Genomic DNA, 16,538 nt, shown 5'->3' with positions numbered 1-16,538 from the left:
GGCTGGCGCTCAGGTAGTCAGCCAGTCGTGCTCCCGCACCCAGTACCGCCTTGGTTCGCGCCATGCCGAGCTCCACAGAGTAGGTGGCGCTCATTGTGGGCGAAAATCACCTAACCGAACAGTATTGAGGCCTGACCCAATACTGCAAGCTGCGCGCGGGTGATGTGGCGCAGCTGGGGGCTGCGGCGGTGCGGGTGGTGGATGGGGATCCGGAGCAGTGAGGCCATAGGACACAGGGGCCAGCGCCATCCGTGGCGCCGGTGCAGACCGCCTCCAGCACCACCGGTGTGGCCACGGCCTGGGGCAAGGAGCCAAAGGCTGCTGGTGGTGGGGAACACGGCGGTCAACTTCGGGTTCTGAGATGTGCGCCCAGTGAGGCGCCGCCGGGCCCTGGCCTAAGCTTGGCCGCCCCTTGCAACCCAACCCGAAAGCGAGCCCGCATGAAACGCGTTACCGGCATCGGCGGCATCTTCTTCAAGGCCCAAGACCCCAAGGCCCTGGCCGCCTGGTACCAGAAGCACCTGGGCATCGACGTCCAACCCTGGGGCGGCGCCGCCTTCAGCTGGAACGGCCCCGACAACCCGCAGGGCGTGGGCAGCACGGTGTGGAGCCCCTTCGCGGCCGACACCGCTTACTTCGCCCCCAGCACCGCCCCCTTCATGGTCAATTACCGCGTGGCCGATCTGCACGCCCTGCTGGCCCAGCTGCGCGCCGAAGGGGTGCAGGTGGAGGACAAGGTCGACGAATCCGAATACGGCAAGTTCGGCTGGGTGATCGACCCCGAGGGCAACAAGCTGGAGCTGTGGCAGCCGCCGGAGGGACAGTGAGCGGCGCTGGGCGGGGGCGCCGCAGCGCCCTTGGCCAGCGGCGCACCGAGCCCTCGCCCTTGGCCGCATCCCCCTTCTTGGCGGATTCAAACGGCACGAGCCGGCGAGATACTGGTTCGACCCAGTTTCCAGCGCAGGCTCCGCGCACAGAGCAAGGTGCCGCGGTAGATTGCAGATTTTTATTTGCCCGGGCGTGCTTCGACCAATGGAGCTAAGTTGATGACTGGCAAAGAAATTTTGTGTGCCGCTCGGCCGGTGTTACACCGCGGTGCGAGTGTTAAACGGAGCGCGTGCGCTCTAAATCCAAGTTAAACCTCATGTATCCGGCAGAGATCGAGCACTTGCACACAGTCCTGAGTTCATTGCCAGGTCTGGTTGAGATTTCAAGCAACATTTTCGGTCTCCAAGGTTTGGAATCGGAGCAACTTGGCTCACTCGAATTTGCTCGGCTTCCGCTTGGCGCCATCCGTAGAACTCTCGGCGGTCTGGATGGAGAGGCACTTGTTCAAACCGAATTCCGCGTTGAACCTCTTGCGCGCTATCCCAACACAATCGAGTTCTTGGCCTGGTTTGTCCGTGACCAATCACGGGGAGGAGTGCCCATCCAGCTCAGGCCGTTTGCTTTGCCTCCTCAAGCAGGCGAATTGATCCAACTCGGGACGTCACTGCTCTGGCAGATTGATTTTTTCTGCATCGTACCGATGGGTGACAGATCAAGCGCGCATCTCACCGCAATCGATCGAATCGCAAATGACTTAGAGTTTGCGTTAGAAATATATGGCCATCTGTTGACGAAGAATGATGTTTAACCTTCCGTTGCAGCGGATCTGCGCCAGCTTCGCTGGCTTGGCCGCTGAACTCCAACGTTATGCATCCTGAAACTTCGGTCGTGCCAAGCGACAAGTTCGATCTTGCCGCCGCGAACGCTGCAGTCGAGGCAGGGTGGCCTGCGATCAAACCTAGCGCAGATCGACTCCTGCAGTGGGTTCAGGATGCCAATTGGCCTGTTGCGCAAGTCCTCGCTCCTGCACTGGCTACTGTTGGTGCGCCGCTTGCGCCTTATGTCCGTCGAGTGCTGGCGGGCGAAGACGAAACGTGGAAGTACCACCTCATCGGAACGGTCGTAGCTCAATCCCAGGAACTGATTTCTGCCCTTCGCCCAGAGCTTGAGCGCATTGCGTTTTTCCCCACTCCTTCCGAGCGCGCCGAGGAAGTTTGCGATGTTGCCCGTGAGGCGCTGGAGCAATGAGCAAATTGCATAACCTGCCATTGGAGCGGACCGCCTGCGGCCTCCGCTCATCTTCACGTTAGCAATCAAGATGAAGAGTCGTGTTTGCTTGGCGATTGCAGCCATCCTTGGTGTGAATGCTGTTCACGCACAGTTCGCGCGCTCGGAGGGCACGTTCACGTCGCCTCTTACTACCGTGCGCGTGGTGCTGCTTGATCCGGAAAAGGGCGTAGCCGCAGCCAGTGCCGTGGTTGTCGTCGGCACGTGCTCCGCTTCGGTTTCCGGGGTGGGTCAAATTCGGTCTCGGGTTCTGAGCATTGAGCCTTACGTCAAAGTCCCCGGCGGCGAAGCTTGCAAAGTGAATTTCGAGTTTGATCGCAGCTGGAAGCAAGTTAAGGTGAGCTCGCATGAATGCGCTTCCTATGGCGGCGCGTCCTGCGGATTCGAAGGCCAGACCGCGAGGAGGCGCGATGATCGCTAACCGGTCATTGCAGCGGACGCCTTCGGCGCCCGCTGAACTCCGACGTTGGCCATTGAAGGACACAACCATGAAGCATGTAGCGTCCGTAATCCTAGCTCTGCTAAGTCTGCCTCTGTTTGCCGCCGACATTGCTTCGTGCTCCAACCCAAGCGGGAAAGGTTACTTTCCCGAGACAGGTTTCGTCACAGCCAAAGACAGTGGGTGGAACGAAGAGAAGATTACTGGCGGCATAACCAAGCTTTCAAAGCGAGGCGACAACGAATACGACATTTTGTTTGTCGATACTCGGAAGGAAATCATTTCCGCGCGCCAGGATGGTGGCCAAGTCCTACTTCTCAACCGCGGGAAAAATGTGGTTTCAGTCTTGGTCGTCTATCCGGGCAAAACAGCTGAGGTCTATACGTTCCTCAAGACCAACTCAGGAAAGCTGGAATACATCCATACTCTTAGTCGCGCTGGTGATGGTGTCCTTATCACCAAAGCATCTGTCATGCGTGGAGACTGCGATTACATTAATTTTGGGGCTCTCTAGCGTATTGCGTTCAATGGCGAACCCTACGTTCGAGGGGAGCTGCGCTAAAAGCCGCGCAGCCCCCTCAACTCCACGTTGGCCGGCAGAGTGATTTCGCCCTCACCAATCTGCCCGAAGTGCGCGGGCGATATGGAATTTCAGCCTCCCCTTAAACACACACCACTATTGGGATGGCTGAGCCGAGAGCTTACGCACTGGGCAATAGTTGGATTGACCGCTATCGCAGTCGTGAGCTTTTCGGACCACAGCTATTTGGTGGTAGGTTTTGCAGTTGCTGGTGCCCTACTGGTTTACAGGGCGAGCCACCGGTTCAATCAGCGAAAAGTGCAAGGGCCTGGGCTCTACTACTGTAAGAAATGTCAGTACTACCGGAATCCCGAGGCTAATTAGATTGCCAGCGATTCCATCCAAGCCTTCTACAGGGACTCCCCCTCTGGCCAAGCGCTAGTTGGGTATTCCATTCAAAGCGGTTCTGGTTGCCTGCTCTTAATGTTGCATTCAAGGGGTCGGTGTTTCGACCAGAACCAGTCTTCAGCGCATGAGCAGGGCGGCCCCATTCAATAACCCGGAGGTTTGAGTCTTGCTGAACAACTCCCTCCAAACCCCCCGCCTGCTGCTGCGCCCCTGGCGCGACTCCGACCTCGCCCCCTACGCCGCGCTGAACGCCGACCCGGAGGTGATGCGCCACTTTCCTGCCTTGCTGAGCCGCGAGGAAAGCGCCGCCCAGGCCGCGCGCATCCGGGCGAAGCTGGACGCACAGGGCTGGGGCCTGTGGGCGGTGGAGGTCAAGGGCGGGCCGGCCTTCATCGGCTTCGTGGGCCTGGCCGTGCCGGGCTTTGAAGCGTCCTTCATGCCCGCCACCGAAATCGGCTGGCGGCTGGCGCGTTCGGCCTGGGGGCAGGGTTATGCCAGCGAGGCGGCGCGGGCCGCGCTGGGCTTTGGCTTTGCGCAGCTGGGGCTGGAGGCCATCGTCTCCTTCACGGCGGTGGGCAACCTGCGCTCGCGTGCGGTGATGGAGCGCATCGGCCTGCAGAACAGCGGCCAGGACTTTGACCACCCACGCGTGCCCGCGGGCTCGCCGCTGCGCCGCCAGGTGCTGTACCGGTTGAACCGAAGCGCCTGGCCGTCCGAAGTGAGTCTCGCAAGACCCTGACCCCCGGCAAAGCCCGCCCAGGCTCCTACAGTGGCGGGTTTTGACGACGGCGGAGAGCGCGCATGCGGGGCTGGCGAGGAATCGGGATCGGGTTGCTGCTCGGAGTGCTGGGCGTGGGCGCGGCGCAGGCCCAGCAGGCCAGCGCGAGCGTGCGCAGCGAACAGGCCACCGCGCGTCTGCTGGTGCATGCCCCCGACGGCGTGGGCGCGGGCAAGACGATCTGGGCCGGCGTGCAGATGCAGCACGAGCCGGGCTGGCACACCTACTGGCGCAACCCCGGCGATTCCGGCCTGCCCACGCGCCTGAACTGGACGCTGCCAGCCGGCGCGCAGGCCGGCGCCATCCACTGGCCGGCGCCGCACAAGATGCCGCTGGGCCCCTTGATGAATTACGGCTTCGAGGGCGAGCTGCTGCTGCCCGTGGCGCTGAAGCTGCCGGCCGAGCTGCCCGCCGGCGCGGTGAAGCTGGGCGTGCTGGCCGAGTGGCTGGTGTGCAAGGAGGTCTGCATCCCCGAGCGCGGCGAGTTCAGCGTGGAGCTGCCGCAGGGCCAGGCGCTCACTGACCATGCCGCCGCCTTCAAGGCAGCGCTGGCGGCCGAGCCGCAGGCCCTGCCAGGCGTGAAGGTGCAGGCGCGCCAAGGGGCCGAGGCCCTGCAGCTGGAGATCGAGGGCCTGCCCGCGGGCTGGCGCGGCCAGGGCATCGAGGCCTTCGGCGCCGATGCCGGCGTGTACGACCACGCCCGCCCCGAGCAGGCGAGCTGGCAGGGCGAGCGCCTGAGCCTGGCGCTGCCGCTCTCGCCGCAGCGCGGTGAATCGCCGGCCGAGCTGGAAGTGGTGCTGCGCGCGGGCGAGCAGACCGGCAGCCTGCGCTTTGCGCTGCAAGGCGGTTGGCAGGCGAACGCGCCCGAGGCCGCGGCCGCGCCGGTGCAGCACCTGGGCGGCGGCGCACCCGCCAGCCCCCCGGCGCAAGCTGCGGGGGGCGACGTGGGCCTGCTGGCCGCGCTGGCCCTGGCCTTCGTGGGCGGGCTGATCTTGAACCTGATGCCCTGCGTGTTCCCGGTGCTCTCGCTGAAGGCCCTGGCGCTGGTGCGCGAGGCCCCGCACGAGCGCCATGTGGGCGCGGCCGCCTACACGGCCGGCGTGGTGCTGAGCTTCGTGCTGCTGGCCGCCCTGCTGCTGGGCCTGCGCGCCGCGGGCGATCAGATCGGCTGGGGCTTCCAGCTGCAATCGCCCGCCGTGGTGGCGGGGCTGGCGGGGCTGTTCACGCTGATTGCGATGAACCTGTTCGGCCTGTTCGAGTTCGGCAACTGGCTGCCCTCGGGCGTGGCGGGTTGGCGCGCGCAGCGCCCCTGGCTGGACCAGGCCGCTACCGGCGTGCTCTCGGTGGCCGTGGCTTCGCCCTGCACCGCGCCCTTCATGGGGGCCGCGCTGGGCGCGGCGCTGACCCTGCCGCCGGTGCAGGCGCTGGCGGTGTTTGCCTCGCTCGGCCTGGGCATGGCCGCGCCGTACGTGACCTTCGCGCTGGTGCCCGCCCTGGGCGCGCGCCTGCCGCGCCCGGGTGCCTGGATGGAACGCCTGCGCCACCTGCTCGGCTTCCCGATGCTGGCCACCGTGCTGTGGCTGGTGTGGGTGCTGGGCCAGCAGGCCGGGCTGGACGCCGCCGTGGCCTTGCTGGTGCTGTTGCTGGCGCTGGCCTATGCGCTGTGGGCCTGGGCGCTGCGCGGCTGGGGCTGGCGCCTCAGTGCCGCCGTGGTGCTGGCGCTGGGCGGGCTGTGGGCCGCGCCCTCGCTGCACCAGCCCGCCGGCGCGCCGGCCGCGGCTGCCGTGCCGGCCGCTGGCTGGGGGGCCTGGAGCCCCGAGGCCCAGCAGGCCGCCATCGCCAGCGGCAAGCCCCTGTTCGTGGACTTCACTGCCGCCTGGTGCATCACCTGCCAGTACAACAAGCGCAACGCCCTGGCCGATGCCGGCGTGCAGGCCGACTTCGCCGCCGCCGGCGTGCAGCGCCTGCGCGCCGACTGGACGCTGCGCGACGCCGCCATCACCGCCGAGCTGCGCCGCCTGGGCCGCAGCGGCGTGCCGGTGTACGCGCTCTACACCCCGGGCCGCGCCGAGCCCGAGCTGATGCCCGAGATTCTTTCGGTGGACGCGCTGCGTGCGCGCCTTCAATCGCTCCCCCGCTGAACCAGGAGTACCCGTGATGTTGAAACGCAGCTTTCTGATCACCGCCCTGCTGGCCGCCGTCACCGGCGCCCAGGCCAATGCCCAGCTGGGCCAGCCCGCCCCGGCCCTGCAGGTCAAAGATGCGCAGGGCAAGACCGTCAGCCTGGCGGACTTCAAGGGCAAGACGGTGGTGCTGGAATGGGTGAACCCCGGTTGCCCCTTCGTGCGCAAACACTACGGCGCGCAGAACATGCAGGGCACCCAGAAGGCGGCGCTGGCGCAGGGCGCGGTGTGGCTGAGCATCAGCTCCACCGCCCCGAGCAGCAGCGACTACCAGAAGCCCGCCGAGCTGAGCGCCTGGCTGCAGGCCCAGGGCGCCACGCCCAGCGCGCTGCTGATGGACGACTCCGGCACGGCCGGCAGGGCCTGGGGCGCCAAGACCACGCCGCACATGTACATCGTCAACCCGGCCGGCGTGCTGGTGTACGCCGGTGCGATCGATTCGATCCCCAGCGCCAACCCGGCCGACATCCCCAAGGCCACCAACTTCGTCACCCAGGCGCTGGGCGAGCTGAAGGCCGGTCAGCCGATCAGCAAGCCGGCCACCACGCCTTACGGCTGCTCGGTGAAGTACAGCTGAAGCAGGCGGCGGGATACTGCCGCCGCCGTGAGCTTCGCCCGCACCAAGATCCAAGCCCCGCGCCTGCGCGCCGCCCTCGTGGACCGGGGGCCGCTGCAGGCGCGCTTGCTTCAGGCCCTGCAGCAGCAGCGCCTGGTGCTGCTGTGTGCGCCGGCCGGCTTTGGCAAGACGGCGTTGCTGGCGCGGACGGCCGCGGCGGCACCGGGCCTGGCGCTGGCCTGGGTCTCCGCCGACGCAGGCGACGACCTGCAGCGCCTGCTCGAATGCATGCTGGCCGCGCTGGAGCCCTTTGACCCCCCCTGGCGCAGTGCGCCCGAGTCCATCCTCAAGGGCTTGGCCAGCGGTGAGCCCGAGGCGCGCCGTGCCAAGCTGGCTGAACTGATCAATGCGCTGGACCTGTGCGATCAGGTCCATGGCTTGATCGTGTTCGACGACCTGCACCGTGTCGCCGACCCGGCCTTCTTCGCCTTCCTGGACGAGCTGCTGGAGCGCCTGAGTTCGAAGTGGACGCTGGCCCTGAGCAGCCGTAGCGAACCGCCGCTGGCGCTGGCCCGCTGGCGCGCGGCCGGTGAGCTGGCCGAGTTCCGCCAGCCGCAGCTGCGCTTTGCGCAAGCCGAGGCGCGCGCGCTGCTGGGCGCCACCGCGCTGGCGCCCGAGCTGGAGGCGCGCCTGCTGGCGCGCACCCAGGGCTGGCCTGCCGGCCTGCGCATGGCACTGGGCGTGCTGCAAGGGGTGGGGCCCGGCAGCGCAGAGCGCCTGCTGCGCGCCAGCGAGCGCTCGTGGTTCGACTTCCTGCTTACCGAGGTGTTGCAGCAGCTGCCGCCTGCGCTGGCCGACTTCCTGCAGGCCGTGAGCGTGCTGCCCGAGCTGCAGGCACCGCGCTGTGCCGCGCTCACCGGCGACGCCTGCGCCGCCGATCGTCTGGCTGAGGTGGAGCATCTGGGCCTGTTCGTGGAACTGCTGGAAGACGCCGCCGGCGGCCGCAGCCTGCGCCTGCACGATCTGTTCCGCGAGGCCCTGCAGCTGCGCCTGCGCCGCGAACAGCCCGAACGCTGGCAGGCCCTGCGTGAGCTGGCCGCGCGCACCGAGCCCGACCCGCTGCGCCGCCTGCAGCTGCGCCTGGAAGACGGCGCCGTGGCCGAGGCTGCCGCGCTGGCCTTCGAGCATCTGCCGGGCAGCATCGTCACTGCCGGCGCGCCCACGGCGCTGCACCTGATCGAGCAGTTCCCGCCCGCCGCGCGCGAACAGCGGCCGGAGCTGGCCTTCGTGCGCGGCCTGGCGGGCTGGGCGCAGCGCTGGGACTTCCCGCTGCTGCGTCAGCAAATGGAGCGCGCCGCCGCCGGCTTCGCCGGCCAGGGCCAGGGCGAGGCCGCCGAGCTGGCGCAAGCCTACGAGGCCACCGCGCTGATCGCCATGGGCCGGCCCGATGAGGGCCGCGCCCGCCTGGCCGGCCTGCAGGCCCAGGCGCCCGCCTGCCAGGTGATCGTGCAGAACGCCGAGGTCTGGGCCGCTATTGAGGACTGCCGCTTCGACGCCGTGGCTCCGCTGCTGGCGCGCATGCTCGACAGCCTGCAGCGGGCCGACCGCATCGAGCTCTGGTACCAGAGCACGCCGCCACTGCGCCTGCCCGGTCTACCCGGAATCACCGCCCTGCTGGAGCGCCATGCCGAGCTGATGCTGGCTGTGGCCGGCGAAGCCCCCACGCCGCTGCGCACCATCGCCCTGCAAACCCAGGCTTGGTGCGCGTTGTGGCGAGGCCAGCTGGACGAAGCGGCTCGGCAGATCGAGCGCTCGCTGGACGACGCGCACTGGAGCGGGCGCAGCGGCGCCGTGCGCGCGCACCAGCTCTGCCTGGCCGCCGCGCTCGCGCTTGCGCAGGGCGATGGCGCCGCCGCCGTGGCCGCTGCCACCCAGCGCCAGCAGGAATTCGGTGCCAGCGCCAGCGCCTGGCACCGCTACTTGCTGGCCCTGTACCGGGCGCGCATTGCCGCCAGCGCGGGCGATGCCGGCACGCTGGCCGAAGCCTTGCAGCAGGCCCAGGCGCTGCGTCCGCTTGACCTGCCGGGTGGCGAACCGGTGCGCCGGGCGCGCGAACTGCCGCTCGAAGCCGTGCTGGCCGATCTGCAAGGCGATGCCGCCCATGCCCCGGCCCTGCTGCAGGCCTGCCTGACGCAGGAGGCCGCCGTGGACGTGCTGGGCTTTGCCGCCGAACTGCGCCTGCGCCTGGCGCGCCTGCAGCGCCGCGCGGGCCAGGCGGAGGCCGCCGCCCAGAGCCTGCGCCCGCTGTTTGAACGCGCCCGCCGCGACGGCCCCGGCGGCGCCTTGCTGGCCAGTGCCCTGCTGCATGAACTGGCCGCGCTGGATTGGCAGGGCCTGCTGACCGATGCCGAGCAGGCTGCGCTGCGCGCCTGGGCGGCGCGCGTGGGCGCGCAGCCCCCGGCACCGACGCCTACCCCGGCCAACCCGACCCTGAGTGCCCGCGAGCTGGAGGTGCTGGCGCGCATTGCCGCCGGCGACAGCAACAAGCTCATCGCGCGCCGCTTCGAGCTGAGCCCGCACACCGTCAAGCGCCACGTCGCCAACATCCTGCACAAGATTGCCGTCGATTCGCGTGGCCAGGCGGCGGCCTGGTTCCGTGAACACGGCCACTGATCTCAAAACCCGCACCGTGCACAGCTTCGCCCGCACCAAGATCCAGCCCCCGCGCCTGCGGGCCGACCTGCTTCCGCGCCCCGCGCTGGCGCAGCGTCTGCAGCAGGGCCTGCAGAAGGGGCCGCAGCAGGCGCGCCTGAGCCTGCTGGTGGCGCCCGGCGGCTTTGGCAAGAGCAGCCTGCTGCTGCAGGCCCTGGCCGGCCTGCAGCTGCGTTGCGCCTGGCTGGCCTGCGAGGAGGCCGACACCCTGGGCCGCTGGGCCAGCAGCCTGGTGGCCGCGCTGGAGCCCTTCGATTTGCCCTGGCGCCAATCGCCCGAGGCGCTGATCGCCCAGCTTGAAGCGCCCGAGGGGCCGCGCGCGCTGCGCGATGCGCTCGTCAACGCGCTGGCCGCCAGCGAGGGGGCGCAGGGCCTGATCGTGCTGGACGACGCCCACCATCTGCAGGAGCCGCGCCTGCTCGACTTCCTGGCCGGCCTGCTGGAGCGCCTGCCCGGCAGCTGGGGCCTGGCCTGGCTGGGGCGCAGCGAGCCGCCCTGGTCGCTGGCGCGCTGGCGTGCCGCCGGCGAGCTGCTGGAGCTGCGCCAGGACCGGCTGCGCTTCAGCTTGGCCGAGATCGAGCAGCTCTGCCAGGCCGCCGGCCACGGCCAGGCCGGGCAGCTGCTGGCGCGCACCGAGGGCTGGCCGGTGGGCGTGAGTCTGGCGCTCGGTGTCCATGCGGGTGTGCAAGGTGGTGCCGGCCCGCTGCGCAGCGAGCGCCATGTGCTGGACTACCTGCGCCACGAGGTGCTGGACGCGCTGCCGTCGCCGCTGCGCGAGTTCCTGGTGCAGTGCTCGGTGCTGCCCGAGCTCAGCGCGCTGCGCTGCGCGGCCGTGAGCGGCCAGGCCGATGCCGAGCGCTTCCTGGACGAAATCGAGCGCCGTGGCCTGTTCTTCCAGGAGGTGGACAGCGCCGAGCGCACGCTGCGCCTGCACGATCTGTTCCGCGATGCGCTGGCCCTGGAGCGCCGCCGCCTGAGCCCCGAGCAGCAGCGCGCACTGTGGCAGCGCGCCGCGGCCGGCGAGAGCGACCCGCAGCGCCGCTTCAACTACCTGCTACAGGCCGAGGACCCGGAGGCCGCCATCCAGGCGCTCAGCGCCGCCGCGCCCACCTTGATCACCGCCGGCCTGAACGACGCCGTGCAGCGCATGGTGGGCCAGGTGCCGGCCGCGGCCGCGGCCGAATCCCCCGAGCTGGCGCTGCTGCAGGGCCTGATCGCCTGGGAGCGCCTGGAGGTGCCGCGCATGCTGGAGCAGATGCGCCGCGCCGTGGCCCTGTACGCCGCGCGCGGCGACGCCGACGGCCACGAGCTGGCCTGCGCCTATGCCGGCCTGGCGCTGAATGGCCTGAGCCCGATCGGCGCGCCGCAGCTGGACCCGGCCTTCGCCATCACCGTGGGCCCGCACACCGCGCCGCGCACCCGCGTCATCCACGCCCTGCACCAGGCCTGGCATGCCTTCGACCTGGGCGACTGCGAGGGCACGGCGCGCCACTACCACGCGGTGTTGGATGCCCTGGCCGGCGAGCGCGAACCGGCGCTCTGGTACCAGGTGCTGCCCGGCCTGGCACTGCTGGGCGTGCGCCCACTCGAAGCCGTGCTGGAGCGCTACGCCGAGGCCGCGCTGCGCGTGGCCGGCGACGACTACCCGGCCCTGCGCGCCGTGGCCTTGACGATGCAGGGCGGCGCGGCGCTCTGGCGCGGCCAGCTGGCCAGCGCGCGCGCGGCGCTGGACGAAGCCGCCGACCTGGCCGCCTGGAGCAACCGCCCGCACAACGTCTGCGTCTACGCGCTGACGACCCGGCTGGTGTGCCGCAGCGCCCAGGGGGAATTCGCCGCCGCGCAGGCCGATCACCTGCGCGAGCTGCAGCAGATGGGCGGGCTGGAGCACCGGCCCAACTGGTACCTGCGCTGGTTCGAGCTGCGCTGCGCCCTGCTGGCCGACGACTGGGCCGCCGCCCAGGCCATCGCCCAGGCCCTGCGCTCCATGCTGCCGCCGACCCTGCGCGAGAGCCACACCGGCGTGCAGCTCTGCATCGACGCCTACAGCGCCTGGCTGGCGGGCGACGGCGCCCGCGCCACGACCCTGCTGGACGAGGCCCTGAACCTGTACGGCGAGCTCGATGCGCAAGGCATTGCCAGCGCCCTGCGCGTGCAGCGCGCCGCCCTGCACCTGCAGGCCGGCGAGCCCGAGGCCGCGGCGCAGAAAGTGCGCGAGCTGCTGGCGCTGCAGCGCCGTGGCGGCTACGCGCTGGGCGCGCGCATGGGAGGGCCGCGCCACCTGGCCGCGCTGGCCGCGGCCGGCTTGCGCCTGCAGCCCGAAGAACAGGCGCAGCTGCAGGCCCTGTGCGGCCACGCCGCGCCGGCCGGCCCGGCGGCCCCCCTGCCCGCGCCGGCGCTGGCGCCGGCACCGGCGGGCGCCGGCCCGGACGAACCCCTGAGCGCGCGCGAGCACGAGGTGCTGGCCTTGCTGGCCGCAGGGGAAAGCAACAAGCTCATCGCGCGCCGGCTGGAGCTGAGCCCGCACACCGTGAAGCGCCATGTCGCCAACATCCTGGGCAAGCTGGGTGTGGATTCGCGCGGCCAGGCGGCGGCGCGCTTTCACGCCGGGCTTTGAGCCCCTTCTTGCCACGGGTTGCGGCGCTTCCCGGCTCTCATTGCGCCACCAGCACGCGCGCTGGCGTCACCAGCGCGGTGCGAAAGCCCAGGCGCTCGTAAAGGCGGATGGCGCTGGCGTGGTTGCAGCGCACATGCAGGAAGGGCACCTCGCCGCGCGCGCGCTGGCGCTGCACCAGCTCGCGCACCAGCGCCGAGGCCAGGCCGCGGCCGCGTGCGTCGGGGTGCGTGGCCACGCTGGCGATCTCGCGGTAGGGCCCGGCAAACAGGCGCTCGCAGGCCATCGCCACCAGCCGGCCCTGAGCGTCCCGCAGGCCCAGGCTTTCGCCCAGCTGCAGGCCCTCCGGGCCGAAAGGGCCGGGTGCGGCGGTCTGCACCAGGGCCTGCACCTCGGCTGCCTGCGCGGGGCCCAGGCGCTCGAAGGCCAGGCCTGCAGAGGCCGGGCCGGGCAGGGGCCCTTGCCAGACCATGCGCGCCAGCACGGTTTCCGATTCCAGCCGCCAGCCCTCGGCCGGCAGCGCGCCGGCCCAGCCGTCGCAGAACAGGCGCTCACCCGCGCGGGCGTGGGCGCGCAGCGCGTCCAGCTCGGGCCGGTGCGGGTCGGCAAAGCCCATCAGCGCGGCAAAGCCGGGCCGGTAGCGGCGCGCCTGGCCGGTGCCCAGCGCATGTGCGGCATGCGGGCCGGCCAGGGCGGCCCAGGTGATGTTGGCGAGCAGGTCGGTGTTCATGCGGTGGCTCCCTTGCATCGGTTCAGGGCTGGCTGGCCGCAGGGGCTGTAGGGGCTGCAGGCGGCAGCGGGTCGGGCACCTGGTTGCGGATGGGCGGGAGGGTGCGCAGGTAGGCGTAGATGGCCTTCAGGTCGGCGTCCGTCATCTGGCTGTAGACGGGGATGGGCATGGTCGGCAGCACCGGGCGGCCGCGGCCCAGGTGGCGGCCGGTGCGGATCGTCTGGATGAAGTCCTTCTCCGTCCAGCGGCCCAGGCCGGTCTCGGGGTCGGGCGTGAGGTTGGCGGTGAAGCTGGTGCCCCAGGGGCCGACCCAGGCCGTCATGGTGTCGCTGGCCACCGTCATCCACGAACCGGTGAGCGCCGGCGCCGGGCTGAGCTGCGTGCCCTGCGGGTGGCCGGAGTAGAGCCGGCTCATGTCCGGCTCCGGGCCGTTGGGGCCCATCTTCAGCGGCGTGTGGCAGTCCATGCAGGCCGAGGTCTTCATCAGGTAGGCGCCGCGCAGCACCTGGGCGGTGTTGACCTTGGGAGCCTTGGCGGTGGAGGGCGCAGGCTGCGCCGCGGCGGGGAGGGCGAGGGCCATCAGCAGCGCGGCCAGCAGGGAAGGAATCAGGCGAGAGCGGGTCATCGGGGGCTCCGGAACAGCAGAAACAACAGGGCTTCATGCTCGGGCGACGCGCTGCCGGGCACATCGCCCGAGCGGGCCATCAGCGCGGCGACGAGGAGCCATCGCAGGCCATGGCTCTTTCATTTGCCCAGGCCTGCAGCAGGGCCAGGCCTGCCGGGTCGATGTGCCGCGTGCCCAGCGGTGGCATCTGCACATAGGGGTTGCGCGTGCCCATGCGGCGCAGCAGCGCCTCCAGGTCCGGCGCGGGCGGTGCGGGGCGGTCAGCCTCCAGCGCCAGGCGCAGGGGGCGCGGCACGCCGGCGCCGTGGTGGCAATGCGCGCAGTTGGCGTGCAGGTAACCGCGCGCGGCACGCTCCACCTCGGTGGCCCCGGGCACGGCCGGCGGTTGCGTGCGCCACCGCGCCGGGGCGTGGGCTATCAGGCCGGCCTGCAGCCAGGCCGGCAGCTGCGGGCCCAGCTGCAGCGCGGCAAAGCCCAGCACCGGGCTGCGCGCATCGGCATGGCAGGCCAGGCAGTCGCCGTTGGGGGGGAAGTCATAGCGCCCGCCCGGTGCAACGGCCAGTGCCACCGTCTCGCCCGCGGCGCGCACCCGCTCGGCGTCCCGTCCATCGGGCCGCCAGCGGTAGCTGGCATAGGCCCAGCCGCGCGCCGTGCGCTCCATGAAGCGCGTCTCCACCGCCACCCCGCCGTGGCGGAACTCCTTCCACAGCCGGGTGCCGACCGGGAATTGCCAGGCGTCGGGGTTGCGGGCGTCCACCTGGGCGCCGGGCGGCAGGCGGATCCAGCGCTGCTTGTCGGCGCCGTCGGACCACAGCACATGCAGCGGCGTGAAGGGCCGCACGCCGGGGGCGGGCTGCTGGCTGCCCGGGGCCCAGAGGCCGGTCTGGCTGAGCAGGGCTGGGGGTTCGGCCTGGGCGGGCAAGGCCAGCAGCGAAAGACCGATGAGCAGCAGGATGAGGAGCAGTTGGCGCATGCCGGCCATGGTGCGCAGCGGGCGGCGCGCGGGCATCGCCTGCATGGGCCATGGGCGGGGTGCCGAGGAGCCATGGGGGCCCAGGTTGGGGGAGGCCGGGCTCCCCAATCTGGGCGCTCGTGTGGGTCTTCGACAGCCGCTAACCTGCGTCCGCTTTTCGCGGGCTTTTAGTGGCAGCTGACGCTGAGCTGATACCGATGAAACATCATTCGGATCAACCACTTGCAGGATTGATAGGAGACCTTCTTATGCAGCACCATGCGGTCTTATCAGGCGGCGCCTCTCGCCCTAGAACACGTTAGGGTCAGCTATGTCTGCGCCTATTGAAATATCGCTGTCCGAAGATCAGGCGTTGGTTCTCTTTGAGTTTCTTGCGCGGTTCCAAGAAACGAACGTTCTGCGTTTGCAAAACAACGCCGAGTTTCTGGCGCTTTCTGCCATCAGTGCTCAGCTCGACAAGAGTCTGGCTCAGCCACTTTCACCAAATTACGCTCTGCTATTAACAGAAGCCCGGCAGCGTCTCGCCGGCGGTTTTGAGGGTTTAGCTCCGGGAGTACAGCCATGAGTTCGCCGCATGCCCCTAACTTTGCAGTCGAGCGGGACAGCCACTAGCTGCGCTTGTGGTTCCCTCCGCTTCGCTCCGGCTGCCCCTCACTTCCACGTTAGACACCGAATACGCGCTCCAGTTGCTACACCCCATTTCCACTATCAGAGCAGTATTTACCATGCGCCGCATTCACGACTCCGCCAAGTACGACGAACTCCAACACACCATGGCAGTCGCATTGGTTGAAGATATCAATAACAAACTCAAGGCCGCTGGACTCATAGGTGAAGTCCTTCGGGATACGGTCGAATCGTTGGCTTTCTCCGTCGGTGCTCTTGTTGATGGGTCTGTATACATTGAAGGACCAGACGAATATATCGTTCCGATATTGGGTTTTGCCCGCGGACGAATGCGCGACAAACTACTGATCCCAGAGGAGGGTGGCTCGTCAATCCATGAGTTCATTCCGGGCGTGGTGGCGGAAGTTTTTGCCAAACAGGGCGCATCGTGCTGAGAATCTCAAGCTCGGCGCCCGCCGGTCGAGAGGGAACCTGCCAGCTGCGCTGCTCCGGCGGCCCCTCACCTAGCACGTTGAGCCTCATGAAAAAGGTTGCTGCCCTTCTTGCATGTCTTCTCTTCTCATTGCCGGGGCTCGCGGCTCAGCCGATTGACGTATCGCTTCTTAGCTTGATTGGCAGTCCGAAAGAATTCGATGGGAAGCTTGTGCGCCTCATTGGTTTCGCGCACTTTGAATTCGAGGGCAATGCAATCTATCTCCACAGAGAAGATCATCTGCGCGGCATTCCAAAGAATGGTCTATGGCTGGACGTGGAAGAAATGCCAAGGAAAGAGCTTTCCAAGGTCAATAATAAATATGTCCTGGTGGAAGGGGTCTTCGCAATGGAAGACAAGGGCCATGTGAATCTGTTCTCGGGTTCAATTAAAAAAGTTCAGCGCCTTGAGCAATGGCGGGCACCATGATGCTCAGGCTTTCATTGCAGCCGACTTGCGCCAACTAAATTCATTCGTTTGGCGGCACATGTCGACTGACTTTCTACTTTCGCAGAGCCCAATGCCGGTCCGTGAGTTCCGCGCAATTGTTTGGGCACCTGACCCTGAATCAATCGGCAAGCGAGAAGCCTTTTGGGCGGAAGACCTAGAAGGTGCCGTTAAACAGTTGCAAGTGAAGTATGGCGAAGACGCTGTTTTCACCCTGCACAATGAAGAAGACGCGGCCGCGCCGCGCAATGCATAAACTGGCGAATTTGGTGAAAGTGCAGTCTCTCTCAAGTAGGTCGCCCTGAATGATTGAGCTACCGGGCCCTGGAGCCGTGGCCGCAA

The 16,538-nt window shown here is 68.5% G+C and carries 17 protein-coding genes; 14 read left to right on the top strand and 3 right to left on the bottom strand.

What is annotated here, in order from left to right:
* Window positions 1-440 precede the first annotated feature (440 nt).
* The 10 genes from ACE3QP_RS18140 to ACE3QP_RS18095 all read left to right on the top strand — a co-directional run bounded on the left by ACE3QP_RS18140 (window position 441) and on the right by ACE3QP_RS18095 (window position 12,325).
* Window positions 441-827, top strand: a complete 387-nt coding sequence (locus tag ACE3QP_RS18140) for a VOC family protein (protein WP_374437943.1) — start codon at window positions 441-443, stop codon at window positions 825-827.
* Between the two features lie 341 nt (window positions 828-1,168).
* Window positions 1,169-1,636 carry a hypothetical protein gene (locus ACE3QP_RS18135; protein WP_374437942.1) on the top strand — a complete coding sequence of 156 codons (468 nt, stop codon included), beginning with the start codon at window positions 1,169-1,171 and terminating at the stop codon, window positions 1,634-1,636.
* Between the two features lie 59 nt (window positions 1,637-1,695).
* Window positions 1,696-2,076: a DUF5071 domain-containing protein gene (locus tag ACE3QP_RS18130; protein WP_374437940.1), complete on the top strand. Its 381-nt coding sequence runs from the start codon at window positions 1,696-1,698 to the stop codon at window positions 2,074-2,076.
* A 70-nt stretch (window positions 2,077-2,146) separates the two neighbouring features.
* Window positions 2,147-2,536, top strand: a complete 390-nt coding sequence (locus ACE3QP_RS18125) for a hypothetical protein (protein ID WP_374437938.1) — start codon at window positions 2,147-2,149, stop codon at window positions 2,534-2,536.
* 67 nt (window positions 2,537-2,603) lie between these two features.
* On the top strand, window positions 2,604-3,068 hold the full coding sequence (locus ACE3QP_RS18120; RefSeq protein ID WP_374437936.1) for a hypothetical protein: 465 nt from the start codon (window positions 2,604-2,606) through the stop codon (window positions 3,066-3,068).
* Between the two features lie 580 nt (window positions 3,069-3,648).
* On the top strand, window positions 3,649-4,221 hold the full coding sequence (locus tag ACE3QP_RS18115) for a GNAT family N-acetyltransferase (protein ID WP_374437934.1): 573 nt from the start codon (window positions 3,649-3,651) through the stop codon (window positions 4,219-4,221).
* A gap of 92 nt (window positions 4,222-4,313) precedes the next feature.
* Window positions 4,314-6,401: a protein-disulfide reductase DsbD family protein gene (locus ACE3QP_RS18110; RefSeq protein WP_374437932.1), complete on the top strand. Its 2,088-nt coding sequence runs from the start codon at window positions 4,314-4,316 to the stop codon at window positions 6,399-6,401.
* A gap of 16 nt (window positions 6,402-6,417) precedes the next feature.
* A complete protein-coding gene (locus ACE3QP_RS18105; protein WP_374437944.1) occupies window positions 6,418-7,020 on the top strand; it encodes a redoxin domain-containing protein in 603 nt (200 codons plus the stop codon).
* Window positions 7,021-7,047: 27 nt separating this feature from the next.
* Entirely contained in the window at window positions 7,048-9,672 is a 2,625-nt protein-coding gene (locus ACE3QP_RS18100) for a LuxR C-terminal-related transcriptional regulator (RefSeq protein ID WP_374437931.1), read from the top strand.
* Window positions 9,656-12,325, top strand: coding sequence for a LuxR C-terminal-related transcriptional regulator (locus tag ACE3QP_RS18095; protein ID WP_374437929.1), 2,670 nt, complete (start codon window positions 9,656-9,658; stop codon window positions 12,323-12,325). Before ACE3QP_RS18100 ends, ACE3QP_RS18095 begins: the two co-directional genes overlap by 17 nt.
* A gap of 37 nt (window positions 12,326-12,362) precedes the next feature.
* Here the strand turns inward: ACE3QP_RS18095 and ACE3QP_RS18090 are convergent, their stop codons facing one another.
* From ACE3QP_RS18090 to ACE3QP_RS18080, 3 genes are all read right to left on the bottom strand, one after another.
* The gene (locus tag ACE3QP_RS18090; RefSeq protein WP_374437927.1) at window positions 12,363-13,052 is read right to left on the bottom strand and encodes a GNAT family N-acetyltransferase; all 690 of its coding nucleotides are present in this window, start codon (window positions 13,050-13,052) and stop codon (window positions 12,363-12,365) included.
* A 22-nt stretch (window positions 13,053-13,074) separates the two neighbouring features.
* On the bottom strand, window positions 13,075-13,677 hold the full coding sequence (locus ACE3QP_RS18085; protein ID WP_374437925.1) for a cytochrome c: 603 nt from the start codon (window positions 13,675-13,677) through the stop codon (window positions 13,075-13,077).
* 79 nt (window positions 13,678-13,756) lie between these two features.
* A complete protein-coding gene (locus tag ACE3QP_RS18080) occupies window positions 13,757-14,686 on the bottom strand; it encodes a hypothetical protein (protein ID WP_374437924.1) in 930 nt (309 codons plus the stop codon).
* Window positions 14,687-14,960: 274 nt separating this feature from the next.
* On the opposite strand from ACE3QP_RS18080, the gene ACE3QP_RS18075 reads away from it, so the two are divergent.
* From ACE3QP_RS18075 to ACE3QP_RS18060, 4 genes are all read left to right on the top strand, one after another.
* Entirely contained in the window at window positions 14,961-15,215 is a 255-nt protein-coding gene (locus ACE3QP_RS18075; protein WP_374437922.1) for a hypothetical protein, read from the top strand.
* Window positions 15,216-15,375: 160 nt separating this feature from the next.
* Window positions 15,376-15,711, top strand: coding sequence for a hypothetical protein (locus ACE3QP_RS18070; RefSeq protein WP_374437920.1), 336 nt, complete (start codon window positions 15,376-15,378; stop codon window positions 15,709-15,711).
* 86 nt (window positions 15,712-15,797) lie between these two features.
* Complete coding sequence (locus ACE3QP_RS18065; protein WP_374437918.1) at window positions 15,798-16,178, top strand: hypothetical protein; 381 nt, start codon at window positions 15,798-15,800, stop codon at window positions 16,176-16,178.
* Window positions 16,179-16,269: 91 nt separating this feature from the next.
* Window positions 16,270-16,452 carry a hypothetical protein gene (locus tag ACE3QP_RS18060; RefSeq protein ID WP_374437916.1) on the top strand — a complete coding sequence of 61 codons (183 nt, stop codon included), beginning with the start codon at window positions 16,270-16,272 and terminating at the stop codon, window positions 16,450-16,452.
* Window positions 16,453-16,538: the final 86 nt, after the last annotated feature.

Source organism: Inhella sp., assembly GCF_041912635.1.
GTDB lineage: Bacteria > Pseudomonadota > Gammaproteobacteria > Burkholderiales > Burkholderiaceae_C > Inhella.
The sequence above is the reverse complement of the archived record's forward strand: the minus strand, read 5'-3'. Positions and strand labels throughout refer to the sequence as shown.